The sequence below is a fragment of the Marinimicrobium agarilyticum DSM 16975 genome (assembly GCF_000423345.1).
Lineage (GTDB): Bacteria > Pseudomonadota > Gammaproteobacteria > Pseudomonadales > Cellvibrionaceae > Marinimicrobium > Marinimicrobium agarilyticum.
Genome location: NZ_AUHU01000003.1, coordinates 612,556 through 628,025 on the forward strand (window position 1 = coordinate 612,556; position 15,470 = coordinate 628,025).

A 15,470-nucleotide genomic window follows, 5' to 3' on the forward strand; every position below is an offset into this window, starting at 1 on the left:
ACGATTTTCCGTAGCTTAACGAGACCAGAACCCGGGAAAGAACAGTGCGAGCGCGGTGAAGTATTCGAGCCGCCCCAGAATCATGGCGCCGAACAGGGTCCAACTGCCGGTATCGCTGACGCTCTGGAAGTTGCTGCCGACTTCTCCAAAGCCGGGACCAAGAACGTTGATGCAGGCGGCCACGGCGGTGAAGGCGGACCAGAAATCCAGCCCCGTGGCCATCATGACCAATGTTAACACCATGCTACTGGTGGCCGAGAGCGCCATAAACGCCATGACCGCGCTGCGCACGGAATGGTCCACGGGTTGACGCTGAAATTTGACGAGAAATACTCCTTTGGGGTGCACCAACTGGTGAAATTCCCGTCGTATGATTTTGAAGGTGATAATGTTCCGGATGATTTTATTGCCTCCGGCGGTAGAGCCGGCGCAGCCGCCCAAGTAGGCGGTGACTACAAGGAAAACGGACGTGGCCAGGGGCCATGTGCTGAGATCCGCGGCGCCGTAGCCGGTGCTGGTGATAAAGGAAATAACGTGGAACAGGGCAAAGCTGATCGACGACGCCAGGGTGGGGTAACTTGATTGTTGGTACAGATAGAGCGCCAGGGCACTCGCGAGCACCAAAATACAGATCAGAAAAACCCGGGTTTCCTCGTCTTTCCAGTAAAGACCCAGCATGCGCCCTCTGAGAACACGAAAATGCAGCGCAAAGTTGATGGCCCCAAGCAACATGAAGACATTGCTGACCGCCAGTATCGTATGGCTTTCGAAGAACCACATACTGGCATCGTGCGTTGAAAAGCCTCCAGTGGACACCGTGGTAAAACTGTGTGCGATCGCATCATAAACCGACATGCCGGCCAAGGCATAAGCAATGGCGCAGGAAATGGTGAGCATCAGGTACACAAACCACAAATAGTGGGCGGCGCTGGAAATCCGGGGAGAGAGCTTGTCGTCCTTAACTGGCCCCGGCGTCTCGGCTTTGAGCAGCTTCATACCGCCGACATTCAGCATGGGCAGTACCGCCACCACAAAAATCACTACCCCCAGGCCGCCCATCCATTGCAGGAATTGCCGATACAGGAGGAAGGACTTGGGCATATCATCGAGCCCGGTCAGAATCGTGGCTCCGGTGGTTGTCAGAGCGCTGATGGACTCGAACGCAGCGTCGGTGTAACTCACGTCGGTGACGAGCATAATGGGGGCTGCCCCTAGCAGGCCGCAAACAACCCAGGTGAGCGTGGCAAAGATCATCGCATCCCGGTAGGAAATCCGGTCCATACGGAACTGGCTGTGAAGGCTGAATAACAGCCAAGCCAGAAGCATCATGGCTGTACCCGGAATCAGGAACTCCAGGTGCACGTGATCGTTAAAGGGCTCCAGTGATAGCAGGCCGAAAATGACTTGAACAAATCCCATCCAAAGGCAGGGAATGGCGAGCAGTTTCAGTATGTTCCTAAGGCTGTTCATATCACGGGGTTCAATCCGGTCCCGGGTTGGCGCTGTCAGAGGAAATGCTCGGCTCGGGGCAGAGGATGAACCGATAACCGATGCCCGGTTCGGTCTTGATAAATTCCGGCGCATCGGGGTTGTCGGACAGTTTTTTGCGGAGTTGGCTGACGATAATTCTCAGGTAGTGGGTATCTTCGTTGTGAGTTTCACCCCAGACCGCCGTCAAAACAGATTCATGGCTCACCAGACGACCGTGATTGCTCGCCAAGTAGTACAGAACCGCGAACTCCTTGCGAGCCAATGTCAGCGGCTCGCCCGAGAAGTACACGTTGTGGTTGTCCGGGTCTATGACCAACGCGCCAAAATCGAGTGTCCCGGTGCCGGTTGAGGGCGGCTGTCCCGGTAAGTCGCGCAGCAGTACGCGAACCCGCGCGATGAGCTCCTTGATCCCAAAGGGTTTGCTGAGGTAGTCATTGGCCCCGCCTTCCAGCAATTTGACCTTCTCCTCCTCGGCGTCCCGGGCGGTCAGCACCAGCACCGGGACGCGGCTCCACTGACGAAGCGCTTGCAATGTGGTGAACCCGTCCTGGTCGGGCAGCCCCAGGTCCAGAATGATCAGGTCCGGTCGGTGGCTGGATGCCAGCTCAAGCCCGCGTGCGGCGTTCTCGGCCTCCAGATAGGAGAAGCCTTCGGCGCCGAGGGAGATTCGCATGAACCGCCGAATCTGAGGCTCATCGTCGATGACCAAAATGGTGGGTTTCATTCCGCCGTTTCCTCCGCGATCGGAAGGGTAATGGAAAGAATGCTGCCAGCCTCTCCGGGCGCCAGGCAGATGCGGCCCCCGTGGGCGCGCACCAGCCCAGCGGCTACCGATAGGCCGAGGCCAATGCCACCTTCGCCGCTATCGCCGCTGCGGGTGGAGTAGAAGGGATCGAACACTTTCTCGCGCAATGCGGGGTTGATACCGGGCCCCTGATCTTCCACCGTGATAAGCATCTCGTTATCGTCAGATACTTGAGCACTGACGATAACGGGGGTAGCCGAAGGGGCGTACTTCAGAGCGTTATCAATCACGTTGTATAGGGCCTGATCGATCAGGGTTTCTCTGACCAGCACTGGTGGTAGGGCACCGCCTTTCCGGAATTGAATGCGCGGTGAGTCGAACCGCTGTATGACGCTCTCTATGATGGGCGTGATAGCCTGTGGGCGGGCGTTCAGTCTCACGGCGTTGTGTTGGAGCTTGGTGGCTTGCAGCAGGTTTTCGACGTAGCGGTGCAGCCGGTGGCTCTCCTCCAGAGCTCCGCTGAGCAACTCGTTTTTTTCGTCGTTGCTCAGACGGGGCAGGTAGGTTTGTAGCGTGCTCAAGGTGCCGATGATGGTGGCCAGGGGTGTGCGTAGGTCGTGGGAAATGGATAGCAGCAGGCTGGATTTAAGTTGAGCCTTTCGAAGCTCTTCCCTCTGCGTACGGAAATGGATGGTCACCTGGCTGGAGATCAGCGCGATGATCAGAAAAACGATCATGTTTGCGATATCCTCCATCTCCGTCATATGGAAGGTATAGCGGGGTTCGGTAAAGAAGTAGTTGAATACCAGCGCCCCCAGTGTCCCGGTCACAATAGCGGGAGCCGTTCCGCCCCGTAAGGCGACGGTAACAACGGCCAGCTGCAACAACAGAAGGGTGCCGAGGGTGGGTAAAAACCAGATTTCCAGAGCGAAGGACAGGGCTCCGGCTAACACGGTAACCGCGATGGCAAACAAGTAAGGTGACATAGGTGGCTTTAAGTCGGGTAGTATCGCCTGAGGGGAGGGGCCCCAGAAGCTTAGTGAACAATGTACCCCATGAACGCCTGATCGAACTATAAAATTACCGTAAAATCTTGCCCTGACTTCTTCCGGTTCAGTGATGATGGGTTCAACGGCTTTTGTTTGACAAAGCGGGGAATAAAACCCGTCGTGAGACGTTGTCTGTGATATGAGGCCTCGATGACTTTGGATTTTCGCTCGCAATTGGTGGCCCTGCTGCCGCGCCTGAGACGGTTTGCCCTCGGGCTGACGGCCAACCGGGAGGAGGCCGATGACCTGGTGCAGGCGGCTTGTGAGAAGGCGCTGACCAAACAGCATCAGTGGCAGCCGGGCACGCGGTTGGACTCCTGGGTCTATCGCATCATCCAGACCCAGCGCATCGACCATCTGCGCCGCACCAAGCATGCCCCGGTGAGTCTGGATGAGGGAGTGCTGGCGGAACGGGAGGATAGCCACAGTGCGGACCGGGCCGAGAACGAAGACCTGTTGCGGCACACGCTCAAGGCCCTGGAACAATTACCGGAGGAGCAGCGGGTGGTCATGATGCTGGTGGTGGTCGAGGGCTACTCCTACCGGGAAGCGGCTGAGGAACTGGGCGTTCCCAGCGGCACGGTAATGAGCCGACTGGCCCGAGCGCGCTTGAGGGTGCAGGCGCAACTGGCGCCCACTGACGATTAACGGATCGCCCACTGACGAAGAGATACACCGCGATGAACGATGCCGACTTTGAACTGATCATGGCTTACGCTGACGGCGAAACCGGGCCGGAAGACACCGCCCGGGCCGAAGCGTTATTGGCGGAGCAGCCCGAGGCACGCGCGACGCTGAAGCGATTGCGGGCGGTGGACTCTCAGGTAAAAGCGAGCCTGGCCTCGGTGCTGGATGAGCCGGTGCCCGAGCGGCTGACTCGCGCCGCATCGGACGAAAAGCCAGCCGGCGCGCGCGTGCTGCGCTTCCCGATGAAACAGCGCCCGTCCCATTGGGCACTGGCGGCCTCGCTGGTTCTGGCGTTGGGAGCGGTCTTCTTTTGGCGGGGAGCCCCCGGGCCGAACGCCGAGGCCATGCGGACCTTCGTGTTTCAGACCCTGGAGCAGACCCCCAGCGGCGAGCGGCGGACGCACCCGAAGCAGGACTGGCAGGTGATGCCGCTGGCCAGCTACCAGACCCCAGACGGTCGGTTCTGTCGGGAGTACGCGGGGCGGACCGACAGCGACACGCTTGCCGGCCTGGCCTGTCGTTCGACCGATGGCCAGTGGCAGACGCTGGTGTCTGAGGCGCAAACCCCGGTCGAGGGTTACCAGCCCGCCTCCGGGCCTTTCCCGCAGGCGGCGGTGGTCCTTCAGGAACTGAACGCCGGTGAACCGCTGAGCGCTGAAGAAGAAGCCGCTCTGTTGAACCGCGCCCCGGATTGAGGGCTTGTAGTGAGAACCGCGAGATGACTCTATTGTTTGCCAGCCATTTGTTGTCGGCCCGTCGTCGCCGCTGGGTACTGCTGCTGAGCCTGCTCTGCGCCATGCCGTTGGTGCCGCGGGCGGAAGAGCCGACCCCTTTCTGGAGTGAGGTCCGGGAGAGCGTGGACCTGTCGGTTTCCGCCGGAGCCCGTCATGAAGACAACCTGGTGGTGGAAGAGCTCGACTCGGTCTCCCGGGAGTCGGGCTCGGCCTGGGTGGGTTCGGTGGACCTCGACCTGGAGCACGAACTGGCGGGGGGACGCGAGCTCGGCGCCGGTTACTTTATGGAGCAGCGGACCTTTGAGCAGCACCCGGAGTATGACCTGGGGCTGCATTACGGCTATGGCGACCTGAGTCAGCGTTTGGGCCCGGTGCGCGTGACAACGCGCCTGGACGGCAGCGTGGCCTATCTGGGCGGGACCCGGTTGCTGGAAAACCGGCAGATCGGTATGGAGCTATCCAGCCTGGTCAATCGGTCGCTGTATGTCCGCGGTGAGTTGTCCTTCAAACAGACGGACCTCTTGCAGGCCCCGGAGCGCAACAACGACGATACCCGCACCCAGCTCGCCGGTTACTACTTTCTGGACGGCACCTCGCACTATGTGAGCGCTAACTATCGGTTCAGTGCCAAGCGCGCCCAGCAGTTTCGTTTTGATTATGACGCCCATCGGTTTGGTCTGCTGTACAACCGGCGCCTGTCGAGTTGGGCCACCCTGAAACTGGACTGGCGCTACGAGGAGCGCCAGTACCTCAGCGATACCTCTACCACAGCCAATGGCGTGCGTCTGGACGAACGTCAACGCTGGCGGGCGCGGCTGGAGGTGCCATTCACAGAGCGGTGGGAGCTGGAACTGCGTTACGAGCACCGGGACTACGCTTCCAACCTCGATAGCGTGGATTACACCGACAACCGGCTGGAAGCGCGCCTCACCCTGGAGCTACTCTGACAGCTGACTCTGCCCCGCCAGGCCGTGGCCGAACATCGGGTCCTTACCGGGCTCGCCCAGGTCCAGGGTGTCCGCTTCCAGAGCCTGAAGGGCGGCTTCGGGGGAGTAGCCCTCCGCCAGATACCGGACCAGAAGGGCGGTCACCGCCGGCGCGGCGAAGGAGGTCCCGGTCACCGCTTCAAACCCCTGCTCCCCCGCGGCGGCGCTCAGGCCCACCCCGTAGGCTGAAAAATCCAGATGATCACCGCGCACCGCATAGGCGTAGAGCGCTCGCTGCCGATCAATGGCGGTGACCGCGACCACCGTTGGGTAGGCGGCCGGGTATTGTGGGTCGGCCAGAGGGCCAGCATTGCCTGCCGCCGCCACCGGCACTATGCCCCGATCCCGCACTCGCTTGAGTGCCGTTTCCAGCGTCTGGTTGGCGGGGCCGGCGAGGCTGATATTGATGATGTCCACCGACTGGGAAACCAACCAATCCAGAGCGGTAATCAGGCTTTGTGTGGTGGCGATGGAACCGTAGCGGGCCTGTTCGGAAAAGACCGAAGCGGCGTATAGCTCAGCGCCGGGCACCAGGCCTTGCCACTGCGGAGTGCGCCCCACCAGCAGCGAGGCGATGGCGGTGCCGTGTGCCCGGTCTCGCTCGGAGGGATTGAGCACAAAGGCCTTTTGGGTCAAACGAGCGCCCGAAAAAGCGGGGTGGTCGGCGTTTACCGGGCCGTCCAGCATACCGATGCCGCCCTGTGCGTGAGCGGGTGTGGCGGGGGCGTAAAGCGCCGATAGGGACAAGGGGCCATTGGTGCTGGCCCTGGCGCCCTGGTTCAATTCGTAGCCGTGGTTAAAATCCACTGATAAACCCGGATAGGCCTCTCGCAGCTCGGCCCGCAAGGCCTCCAGTGACACACCGCTGCGAACGGTAAAGTTGCCCAGGTTTGTGCCCAGGGCGGGCAGGGGGCGGCGTTCTCTGAGCCTGAGCGCCGAGTGGCGGTTCAACTGATCCAGCAAGGCTTCATCAGCCAGCACCAGCATGTCGTTGCGGACGATAACCTCCCCGGTGTTCAGTTCAACCAGGCTGTCCAGGTCATCTTCCACGGCATCCAGCAGTCGCTCTTCCAGGGCGTCGGACAGTCGGTCGTCGTCGAGGCTGTCGTCTGCCGGCTCCAGGTCCTCGTCCAGCTCCTCCAACTCTTCAGTCAGGTCATCATCGTCCAACTCATCGAAATCGTCCTCGTCCAGTCGGTCTTCGGCGGCGTCCTCGGCCAGGTCCTCCGCAAGGTCTTCGGCCTCGTCATCGAGGTTGTCCTCCACCGCATTCTCGGCAGCCTCTTCTGCCAGTTCTTCAGCCAGATCCTCGGCCTCATCCTCCAGGGAGTCTTCCACGGCCTCTTCGGCTGCATCGTTGAGCTCGTCCTCGACTTGCTCTTCTACCTCGTCTTCAAGTTCGGCCTCGATATCGTCCTCAATGTCATCGTCCAGGTCTTCGATCTCATCTTCGAGATCGTCCTCAACGTCTTCCAGGTCGTCATCGCCCAATTGTGCCAAGTACAGAACGGGAGTGGGCGATGCGCTGTTCCCGGGGAACGGAGGCTGTGCCGTGCCGGTCGTGCTCAGCAGAAGGCCCATAACGCCGCCGAGGAGCCATTGAGGAAAGAGGGAAAGACCAGTAGAGGGCATGGTGGCTGGCTCGGGGTTGGGGCAACACCCACAGGGGTGAGCGAGTGGTTGTCTGGAGTTGTCCGGTACGGGGCGATTCAGGAGACAGAATAGAGCAGGGGAATTCCATTTGGCAATCCGTGTGACCTAAGCGGGCCCTTCCTTGGGGCCCGTGGTCGTGGCTCAGGCCTTAGGCTTCGGCGCTGTCATCGTCTTCCTGATCATCGCCGCTCTCTTGGTCATCGTCCTCTTGATCGTCTTCATCATCGTCGGAGCTGTCTTCGTCGTCCCGGTCGTCGGTGGTTTCCACCTGGTCGTCGGATTCGAACTCGACTTCTCCTGCGATCAGCAGGCCGTCAGAGCAAGCGGCGGCGTCCTCTTCACTCCCCTCGGCTTCGATCACGGCTCCGCTACTCAGAGCGGTGAAGAAGTTCACCCGGCCCAGGCTGCTGTCGTCGTCATCACCGAATGCGCCGTCGCTCAGGATGCTGGCAGTATCGATGGTGACACCGAGCATGGTGAAGGTGCCGGTCGAAACATCGATGCTGCCGGCTTCCACCGGGCCGCGCAGTGAACACGCCTCGTCATCATCGTCGTCGCGCTCGATCCGGTTCCAGGTGAGGGTGCCGTCTTGCGCGAGGTAACCCCGGGCTTCAATGGCATCACCGGCCTGCAGACGGGCCATGAACTCTTCCGGCTTCAGGCGATCGCCATCGTCCCCATCGTCGTCTTCCACCCGACTCAGGCCGGTGGGGGTGATGGTCACGCCCATGCGGGTGGTGAAACTCTCGGTACCGACGGTTTCGACACGGTCGGAGATTTCCACGTTGTTGGTCCGTTCCTGCTTGATACCATCATCGTCGGCGTCGATCTCAAGGTGGCCCTCGGCATTGAACGAGCCTTCGATTTCCACCTTGGTGCCGACCAGGCCGGCCAACAGGCTGGCGTCGGTCACGGTAATCACCTGGCCGTTGATGGTGACGCTATTGGGGGTGCTGTCGGTGTCGACGGCCTGCACAATGCCCTCGATTTCGAACTCACCCTCGCGCTCGTCTTCGTCTTCCCAGCGGTCATCTTCGCGTTCGATGTTGGTGGCCAGCAGGCTGCCGTCCGCTTGCACTTGCCCTTCGACTTCCACGAACCAACCATTGCTGAGCTGACCTTCCTCCAGGTCGTCCTCCAGCGCGCTCACCTCGTAGTGAACCTCCAGATCGCGAATCATGAAAGTGCCGTTAGCGGTGTCCAACCCGGCAATCGTGCCTTTGACTTCCGCTTCGTTGTCATCGTCATCACCGTCATCGCTATTGCCATTAAGCCGCTCCAGGCGGGTGGCAATAAAGCCGGAGTCAGTCGGGAAGCCGCTCACTTCAACCACCACGCGCCCTTCGCTGCTGTCCAGGTCGTTCAGATCGACACGGCCGTCCATATTGGCATCGGTGACGCCGTCGCCCAGCACGGTATTCGCATCGACGGTGACGGTTTGGCCCAACACCACCAGGGCGCCAAGGCTCGGATCCTCCGCGTTGGCGGAGACAGAACTGACCGGACCTTTGAGGTCCTCATCGAAGACCACGCGGGTTGCGCGACGGTCGTCACCGTCCTGATTCGCTTCGACTTCTACCCGCATGCCCAGGCGAAGGTCCTCTTCGGACATACGGCCTTCACCTTCAAATTCCACTTCGGCATTGGCAGTGTCGTAGCGAACGCCGTTGACATAAACGCTGCCGAAACCGGTAATCACCCCGGAGGAGCTGACCTTGTTGCTCGAGTCGCCGCTATTGTCGGGGTTGCTGGTGTTCGGGGTAGAGTCCCCGCTGCTGCCACCGCAGCCGGTCATGATCAGAGCGATGGATGTCGCCAGTGCGCTTTTTGTCAGATGTTTCATAGTGAGACCTCTTCTTGATTGATCGCTTAACTAGGGCGACGGGTCGCCGCCTTTCTGTGTGTTTCATAAGCGACAACGGGGGAGGCGGGGTTTTATTCCAAAAAATTTGCGAGGTTTCGCAAAATGTGAGGCAGTTCACGGGGCCAAGGGTGCTTGCTGGGCGACGCCGGTGGCCGAGACAGCCCTTGTGCCGGGTGCTACTATCGCGGAAAACCCGATTCAGACGGCTCGATGCCCCAGGGCGCGAGCACCGCAAGACACAGGTACTGGCTATGCAACACCTGGATGTACAGGTCACCGAACAGGCGCTTGACTGGTTGCGCGAGGGCGAGACGGTCTGGTTCTGCACCGTGCTCTCAACCTTTGGTTCCTCCCCCCGGGAGCCGGGCTCACTGTTTGTGGCGCGGGCCGACGGCCGCCACGCCGGTTCGTTGTCCGGAGGCTGCGTGGAGGAAGACTTTCTCGAACGGCTGCGCGCGGGGGCCTTCAATCAGACGGTGGAGCAAATCCGATACGGCTCGGAAGACGGTTTCGCAGGGGCCCGGGTCAGCCTGCCTTGCGGCGGGATACTGAACGTACTGATCGAACGGTTGAAGCCCGAGGAGCACAACCTCCAGCACATGGAAACCTTGCGGGCGAGCCTGCGCGGCCAACAGGGGGGAGTGCGGCGGGTGGCTCTCGACACCGGCGAAAAAACCTTTCTCGACGATGACCGCCCCGGCCCGAGAGTGACAGAGGACAACGCCCAGCGCTGTGTGTTTATCCGCGTGGGGCCGGCGGCGCGGCTGATCATCGCGGGCGTATCCCCAGTGTCGGTAGCGTGTGCGGAATTTGCCAAAGCCCTGGGCTATGAAGTCATCCTCTGTGACCCGAGAGAAGAGGCGTTCGCCGACCTTCACCTCGACGGCGTAACGCTGGAGCCGATACTGCCTTCACTGTATATCGCCACCCCCGGCCACTGCCATGGCGCCACCGCTATCGTCGCCCTCACCCATGACCCGCGAATTGATGATCTGGCGATGATCGAAGCGGTCGTCACCCCGGCCTTCTATATAGGAGTGATGGGCTCACGACGAACCTCCAAAGCCCGCGCCGAAAGACTGAGCCGCTCGGGAGGGCTGACCGAGCAGCAGATTGCCCGCATCCAGATGCCCATAGGGCTGGCGCTGGGGAGCAAAACCCCGGCGGAAATCGCGCTGGCGGTGATGGCGGATATACTGCGGGTGCGGCGGGGTAGAGAGCGGGAGGCGCTTTAATGGGCTATGGGGACGCTACGCAGCCCACTTTTTGCCATTCACCGAAAGCTCGGTTACCAGCGCCTCACCCATGCGCATTTGTCCGCCGTGGGCGCGGAATATGGCCTCGGCGGTTGACGTGTTTGTTTCAGACATAATGCTGCCACTTCTTGACAAGTGCTAACGCTATGTCTGACGAGTGGGGTCTGGCCTCTATCCGGTGGGCTCTACAAAAGCCGTAAGTAGGCGACAGGCACGCTCGACTAAATCGTTCGGAGCCCTCTCTATAAACTCCGCTGCTCTAGAATGGAAGTCGAATGAACGGGCCTGGAATGGGTGAATAACGCCTTTAGTACTGGTGCGGTCATCAAGCCCTACCTCGATAGGTAGCCCTCGATTTGTGCTTGTTATTGGGGCCACGATGGCGTAGCCGAGCTTTTCGTTGAAAACCGCCCTGGAGAGTACGATTCCGGGGCGGCGTTTGTTGATTTCTTTGCCACTGCTTGGGTGGAAGTCAATGGAAATGATGTCGCCTTGTTTTGGAATGTAACTCAAAACAGCTCCTTACCCATGGGCTGATCGTCCAGCCACTCTCTGTCCTCTTCTGTTGGAGCCAGCATGTCAGGCGTTATACCTTCCAAAAGCTCCTCTAAGGACGGGTCTTTCCTCCTAGGCGTCAGGACGATTTTGTTTGCTTCAATGGTAAGGTCCAACGACGACCCCACCTCCAAATGCATTGTTTCTAGAATCGCTTTAGGCAGGGTTACTATGCTTCCCCCGCCAGACTTCCGGATTGCTACCGTAGCCATTATGGTTACCCCTCATGTTTATACTGCTAGAGTGCAGTGTTCTTTATGGTGCATAAGCGAAGTTATACTCTAGTATAACTGCGGTCTTGTTGCAACAGTGGAGTGCATGTGGGCCACCAATTCGACACTTGAGGCTCAGAAATGAAAAACCTCTGAAATTCACTATTAAAATCAGGGACGTAGGTCTTTCTGTGTGGTGAAGGCGGGGAAAGCTGCACTGAAAGTTGCTCCTGCATTTTCAGCGTTTCCGCCATCCATGGCGGACCACCCCGACTCAGCGAGTCCAGCGCTCTCTGCCTGGCAGCCAATAAATGACCCCCAGATCTTTCGATCTGAGGGTCATTTATTGGTGGAGGCGGGGGGAGTTAAGCCCTTTTGGGCGGTCACTCAGTATCCCCCAAAATTACACTATACCTTTAAAATCAAAAGCGTAGGTATACATGTTGTCCACCTTGAGCCGCTATGCTGCCCGTCTTCTTCGACACAATTTCGACTCTTTTTTGTAAAGCTACATTTCATCGCTTTACCTCCTCGCCTGTGTAAGCAACTTCCTGTTTCCCGGCTAGGTGCTCTTCATGATTGATTTCCCCTATTGCTATATTCGCTAATATGGGTACCAATACGGGTATTAACCCCTGTTTTATCGTTCTGTTTCTGTATATCCCGATAGCTGCTTTCGTCTTGTGCTTCTTTTTTCCAAGCTTTAGTTTAGCTTTGATCTTGAAAAATATCGGCATCGTGTGGTTCCTCCGCAATAAGTATTGAGAACTCAGGGACTTGCGGAGGCCGTGTGATTGGCCTTACAATGACGGCTCGAATCTCATTTGCTCTGAGATTGGAAGCCCCGATTGGCTCGCAATGCTTGGTCGGGGCTTTTTTGATTTGAGCCTTCCCTCGAGTTCCTTGGTAACTAACGCATTCCAGATGCATCCAGCGCTTTTCTTGTAGCTCAAGATGATCTTTTGGGATAGTATACTTCCGGAGTTTTGAGGTCAAGGGTTTATAGAGGTCTCTACGAATTTTAACCGTTAAAATTCTACCTGTAAAAGACCTAGTTGTTATGGTTGGTGGTCCGGTTATAACCTAATTTGTTGTTTTGGGCTTCTTTTTACCGGGGCTTGCTTATTTGCACTTGGTCCTCATGCTCCCTTCCTCTTCCAACGATTAGCAACCTTTGCGGCGATTAACCGACCTTCCCTTGAGTTCCTAAGCTCTCCTTCGCCTCCTTGGTCATGGGGCTTATCTGCCCTGCTTCCGGCAATTCTTCACCGAATACCAGCCAATGCCTGTACTCCGGAAAACAGGCAGCAATAGCCGTTAGCTCGCTTGCTCTCAATGCCACCTTACGGCGTTGCACCTGAGCATACCTCGCGTAGCCCACTCCCGCTTCTTCCAGAACTGACTTTTTGCTTCGATCAGTGAATTTAAATAATAGTCTAAGCCTATCTGTCTCGCTCATGCGATATAAAACTATGCTATGAAATTATTTCAACCCTTTGAGATGGTTTCAGCACTGATGAGGAATAGCTCTGGCAAAGGTAGCCGGTCGTTGATGTGAAACATAGTGAGACAAAGCGCACGGACTTTCAAGAACTGGAAAGAAACCTTGCGCCCGCTCCCGAAAGGGGTTGTTTGCGCTCTGCGGCACATCTACGTGAGCCATTTCATGATGAATGGTGACGCCTTAACGGGTACTTGAACACAGTGGTATAAGGCTGACGATGCGGTATGTTCATCTTTCGTCTCAGCACTTAGCGGGGCTGTGGATTATCGTCCAAGGCTTGGTCAGTTGGGCTCAACTGGCTGAGACGGTGGAGGTTACTTGTACTCAATCCTGGCAGTCGATGTCCACACCAACATCATTCAGCCAGCTTCCTTTGCACGATTTCTCCTCGCTCAGCCTCCTTGATTGAGGTTTGGAGGGCATGGGCATTGGCTCGCGTAGACAGAAGGTGGCAGGTTTCCTCGTAAGCCTGAAAGTCTTCCAGGCTCATTAGTACCGCTGACCGGGTTTTTGAGCGACGAATCATCAACGGGGCGTGACCCTCATTCACTTTGTCCATAAAGCTCGCCAAATTCTCTCGGAAGGCGGAGAAACTAATAATTTCCACAATAGGCATCCTCGTTTGGCGGTTTGACTCGTGCAGGAAATCGTACATAGGCACGGTTTAATAGGCAAACAGGGAGCTTTTGGGGTGGATTTCGATGCTTTTCTACCGTTGAGGGTCAGACATAAAAAACCCCCAGATCTTTCGATCTGAGGGTCATTTATTGGTGGAGCCGGGGGGAGTTGAACCCCCGTCCGCCGGTACTCCGCTCTTGGCTCTACATGCTTAGTTTCCGTTTATTGATTTAGCCTCTTACAGCCCAACGGGCAGGACGTAAGACGCGATCCTGTTTAGGTTTTAACGGATCCACCACAGGCGAGTTTCACCGCGATCCAGTTCTGTTTGACAGTCAATAACGCGGTACTGGCACCTTGCTATTGACCGCTAGCAGGTTTTAGGCTGCTAGAGCGTAGTTGTCGTCGTTGGCAACTATTAGGTTGCAGCTTTGGATTTACGTGATTGGCTGCCATCACGACATGCACCTTGAGTTTCGTCACCGGCGTCGAATCCAAATCGGCCCCTAAAAACAGGGGGATCTGTGATTTGCCGGACCCGAGCATCAGCTTCGGGCACCGTCTGGGACTTCGGCCTAGGCCGGGAGTTCCATCTAGCTGGTTATTGTAGGGCTCAGGCGCACCCAAAACAACCGCTTTGTTCTATAGTGGGGCCATGAAAGACCTGATCCACCAATTCGGCCGATTGCGCCTGCTGGCGCTGGGGCTGACGTTTTTGCCCCTGGCCGCGATTCCGCTGGCCGGGGTGGTCTGGTTGTGGCAGACCGGGCACCTGTTCCACTGGCTGCTGTTGCTCGTGGCGTGCGGTGGCCTCGCGCTGCTGTTGCAGTGGTGGCTTGTCTATAACGACCGGCGCCGCATTCTTGAGGCCCGGACCCGGCCCGATGGCAATTGGTCCGCCACGGCCGAAGGGGCCTGGGAGAAAGTCGAGGCGCTGGCGCAGAGCGTGGAGCCGCAGAATTATTCCTGGCGGGAGGGCGCGCCGTTGTGGTCACTGGGGCAGGGCACGCTGGAGCAGGTGGCCAGGCATTTTTTCCCCGACAAAGAGCGGCCTTTGCTGGAGCTGACGTTGCCCCATGCGCTGTTGATCATCGAGCGGGCCAGCCGGGAGCTGCGTCAGGAAATTGTTCACACCCTGCCATTCAGCCACCGGTTCAGTCTCGGTTCTCTGGTGCGGGCACGTGACTGGCAGCAGACCGCCACGCGCTATCACAACGCCTACCGGGTAGGGCGTGCGCTGTTGAGCCCGGCCGGGGCGCTTTATAAAGAGTTCAACCGGGCTGTGGGTGGCCATATTCTGGACTATGGCAGTGAGCGGTTGCAGCGCTGGTTGTTGCAGGAATATGTGCGCAAAGTGGGGTTCTATGCCATTGAGCTCTACAGCGGCAATTTGCTGTTGAGCGGCGAGCTGACCAGTGGCATTGGGCATCCGTTGCAGGTAGTGGTGTTGGGCCCTGCCCAGAGCGGTAAAACCACTCTGATCAATGCTTTTGCGGCGGAAGAGGCCCGGGCCGAACCGGCCAGAAGCGAGAAGTGGGGCGATGTCTATCAACTTCACTCTCCCGAGTGGGGCGAGCTGGAGCTGTGGGATACCCTGGATTGGAAGCGTCTGCCCCGTCGCCATGCCCGTCGGGTGGTGGCTGCCGGCCGATATGCTCATCTGGGTGAGCCACGCGCAGACGGCGGACTGGGCGTACGAGGCCGAACAGCTTTCCCGGGTAAAACGCTGGTTGGCGGAGCGGGTCGGGCAGCCGGAGGCGCCGCTTCTGGTGGCATTGACGCCCAGCGAGGCAGTGGAGGCGGTGCAAGAGATGGCGCGAGTGGCTGACCGGTTTTCCCTCGCGCCAGAGAGTGTTGTGGCAATGCCATTGAGTCCGCCGCCGACGCAGCCCCCGGCGAACCGGCCGCAGAGAACGCCAATATGCGAGCCGCTGCATGCCGCCTTTGTTGTCCACTACCCCCAAGCGGTGCGCTGCCAATATTGGCGCTACCTGCGTCGACAACGCCGAGCGGAAAATCGCGAGTTGGCGGGCCGCCAGTTGCGCAATGCGGCCAGCAACGCCTGGCGGACCGCCCGCGGTGTGTTCCGGCGCGCACCAAAGCGCTAACGGCATCG

The 15,470-nt window shown here is 58.6% G+C and carries 15 protein-coding genes and 1 other RNA gene; 6 read left to right on the forward strand and 10 right to left on the reverse strand.

The genetic code is table 11. From position 1 onward, the window contains the following. Positions 1-15: 15 nt before the first annotated feature. The 3 genes from G547_RS0102605 to G547_RS0102615 are packed head-to-tail and all read right to left on the reverse strand — an operon-like array spanning position 16 to position 3,222. The gene (locus G547_RS0102605; RefSeq protein WP_027328496.1) at positions 16-1,470 is read right to left on the reverse strand and encodes a TrkH family potassium uptake protein; all 1,455 of its coding nucleotides are present in this window, start codon (positions 1,468-1,470) and stop codon (positions 16-18) included. 10 nt (positions 1,471-1,480) lie between these two features. After that, positions 1,481-2,215 carry a response regulator gene (locus G547_RS0102610; RefSeq protein ID WP_027328497.1) on the reverse strand — a complete coding sequence of 245 codons (735 nt, stop codon included), beginning with the start codon at positions 2,213-2,215 and terminating at the stop codon, positions 1,481-1,483. After that, complete coding sequence (locus G547_RS0102615) at positions 2,212-3,222, reverse strand: sensor histidine kinase (protein ID WP_027328498.1); 1,011 nt, start codon at positions 3,220-3,222, stop codon at positions 2,212-2,214. Before G547_RS0102615 ends, G547_RS0102610 begins: the two co-directional genes overlap by 4 nt. A gap of 213 nt (positions 3,223-3,435) precedes the next feature. Here G547_RS0102615 and G547_RS0102620 point away from each other — a divergent pair, with 213 nt between their 5' ends. The 3 genes from G547_RS0102620 to G547_RS0102630 are packed head-to-tail and all read left to right on the forward strand — an operon-like array spanning position 3,436 to position 5,653. Continuing rightward, entirely contained in the window at positions 3,436-3,933 is a 498-nt protein-coding gene (locus tag G547_RS0102620) for an RNA polymerase sigma factor (protein ID WP_027328499.1), read from the forward strand. A gap of 32 nt (positions 3,934-3,965) precedes the next feature. Beyond that, positions 3,966-4,667: an anti-sigma factor gene (locus G547_RS0102625; RefSeq protein WP_027328500.1), complete on the forward strand. Its 702-nt coding sequence runs from the start codon at positions 3,966-3,968 to the stop codon at positions 4,665-4,667. Positions 4,668-4,690: 23 nt separating this feature from the next. Further along, complete coding sequence (locus G547_RS0102630) at positions 4,691-5,653, forward strand: surface lipoprotein assembly modifier (RefSeq protein ID WP_027328501.1); 963 nt, start codon at positions 4,691-4,693, stop codon at positions 5,651-5,653. Here G547_RS0102630 and G547_RS22455 read toward each other — a convergent pair. After that, entirely contained in the window at positions 5,645-7,273 is a 1,629-nt protein-coding gene (locus tag G547_RS22455; protein ID WP_051234661.1) for a S8 family serine peptidase, read from the reverse strand. The genes G547_RS0102630 and G547_RS22455 overlap by 9 nt on opposite strands. A 220-nt stretch (positions 7,274-7,493) precedes the next feature. Beyond that, entirely contained in the window at positions 7,494-9,188 is a 1,695-nt protein-coding gene (locus G547_RS0102640) for a DUF5666 domain-containing protein (protein ID WP_027328502.1), read from the reverse strand. Positions 9,189-9,460: 272 nt separating this feature from the next. Here G547_RS0102640 and G547_RS0102645 point away from each other — a divergent pair, with 272 nt between their 5' ends. Continuing rightward, positions 9,461-10,444 (forward strand): XdhC family protein, encoded by a 984-nt coding sequence (locus G547_RS0102645; RefSeq protein WP_027328503.1) that lies wholly within the window; start codon positions 9,461-9,463, stop codon positions 10,442-10,444. A gap of 192 nt (positions 10,445-10,636) precedes the next feature. On the opposite strand, the gene G547_RS0102650 is transcribed toward G547_RS0102645, so the two are convergent. The 5 genes from G547_RS0102650 to ssrA form a co-directional block, all read right to left on the reverse strand. Beyond that, complete coding sequence (locus G547_RS0102650; protein ID WP_027328504.1) at positions 10,637-10,978, reverse strand: type II toxin-antitoxin system PemK/MazF family toxin; 342 nt, start codon at positions 10,976-10,978, stop codon at positions 10,637-10,639. Then, on the reverse strand, positions 10,975-11,232 hold the full coding sequence (locus G547_RS0102655; RefSeq protein WP_027328505.1) for an AbrB/MazE/SpoVT family DNA-binding domain-containing protein: 258 nt from the start codon (positions 11,230-11,232) through the stop codon (positions 10,975-10,977). Before G547_RS0102655 ends, G547_RS0102650 begins: the two co-directional genes overlap by 4 nt. A gap of 515 nt (positions 11,233-11,747) precedes the next feature. Further along, positions 11,748-11,969, reverse strand: coding sequence for a hypothetical protein (locus G547_RS0102660; protein ID WP_027328506.1), 222 nt, complete (start codon positions 11,967-11,969; stop codon positions 11,748-11,750). Positions 11,970-13,091: 1,122 nt separating this feature from the next. After that, on the reverse strand, positions 13,092-13,343 hold the full coding sequence (locus G547_RS0102670; RefSeq protein ID WP_027328507.1) for a type II toxin-antitoxin system Phd/YefM family antitoxin: 252 nt from the start codon (positions 13,341-13,343) through the stop codon (positions 13,092-13,094). A 161-nt stretch (positions 13,344-13,504) separates the two neighbouring features. After that, positions 13,505-13,861: a transfer-messenger RNA gene (gene ssrA, locus G547_RS22935) on the reverse strand. A 148-nt stretch (positions 13,862-14,009) separates the two neighbouring features. Here ssrA and G547_RS19850 point away from each other — a divergent pair. After that, on the forward strand, positions 14,010-15,182 hold the full coding sequence (locus tag G547_RS19850; RefSeq protein ID WP_051234663.1) for a hypothetical protein: 1,173 nt from the start codon (positions 14,010-14,012) through the stop codon (positions 15,180-15,182). Next, positions 15,175-15,462, forward strand: a complete 288-nt coding sequence (locus G547_RS23300; RefSeq protein ID WP_157209761.1) for a hypothetical protein — start codon at positions 15,175-15,177, stop codon at positions 15,460-15,462. Before G547_RS19850 ends, G547_RS23300 begins: the two co-directional genes overlap by 8 nt. Positions 15,463-15,470 lie beyond the last annotated feature (8 nt).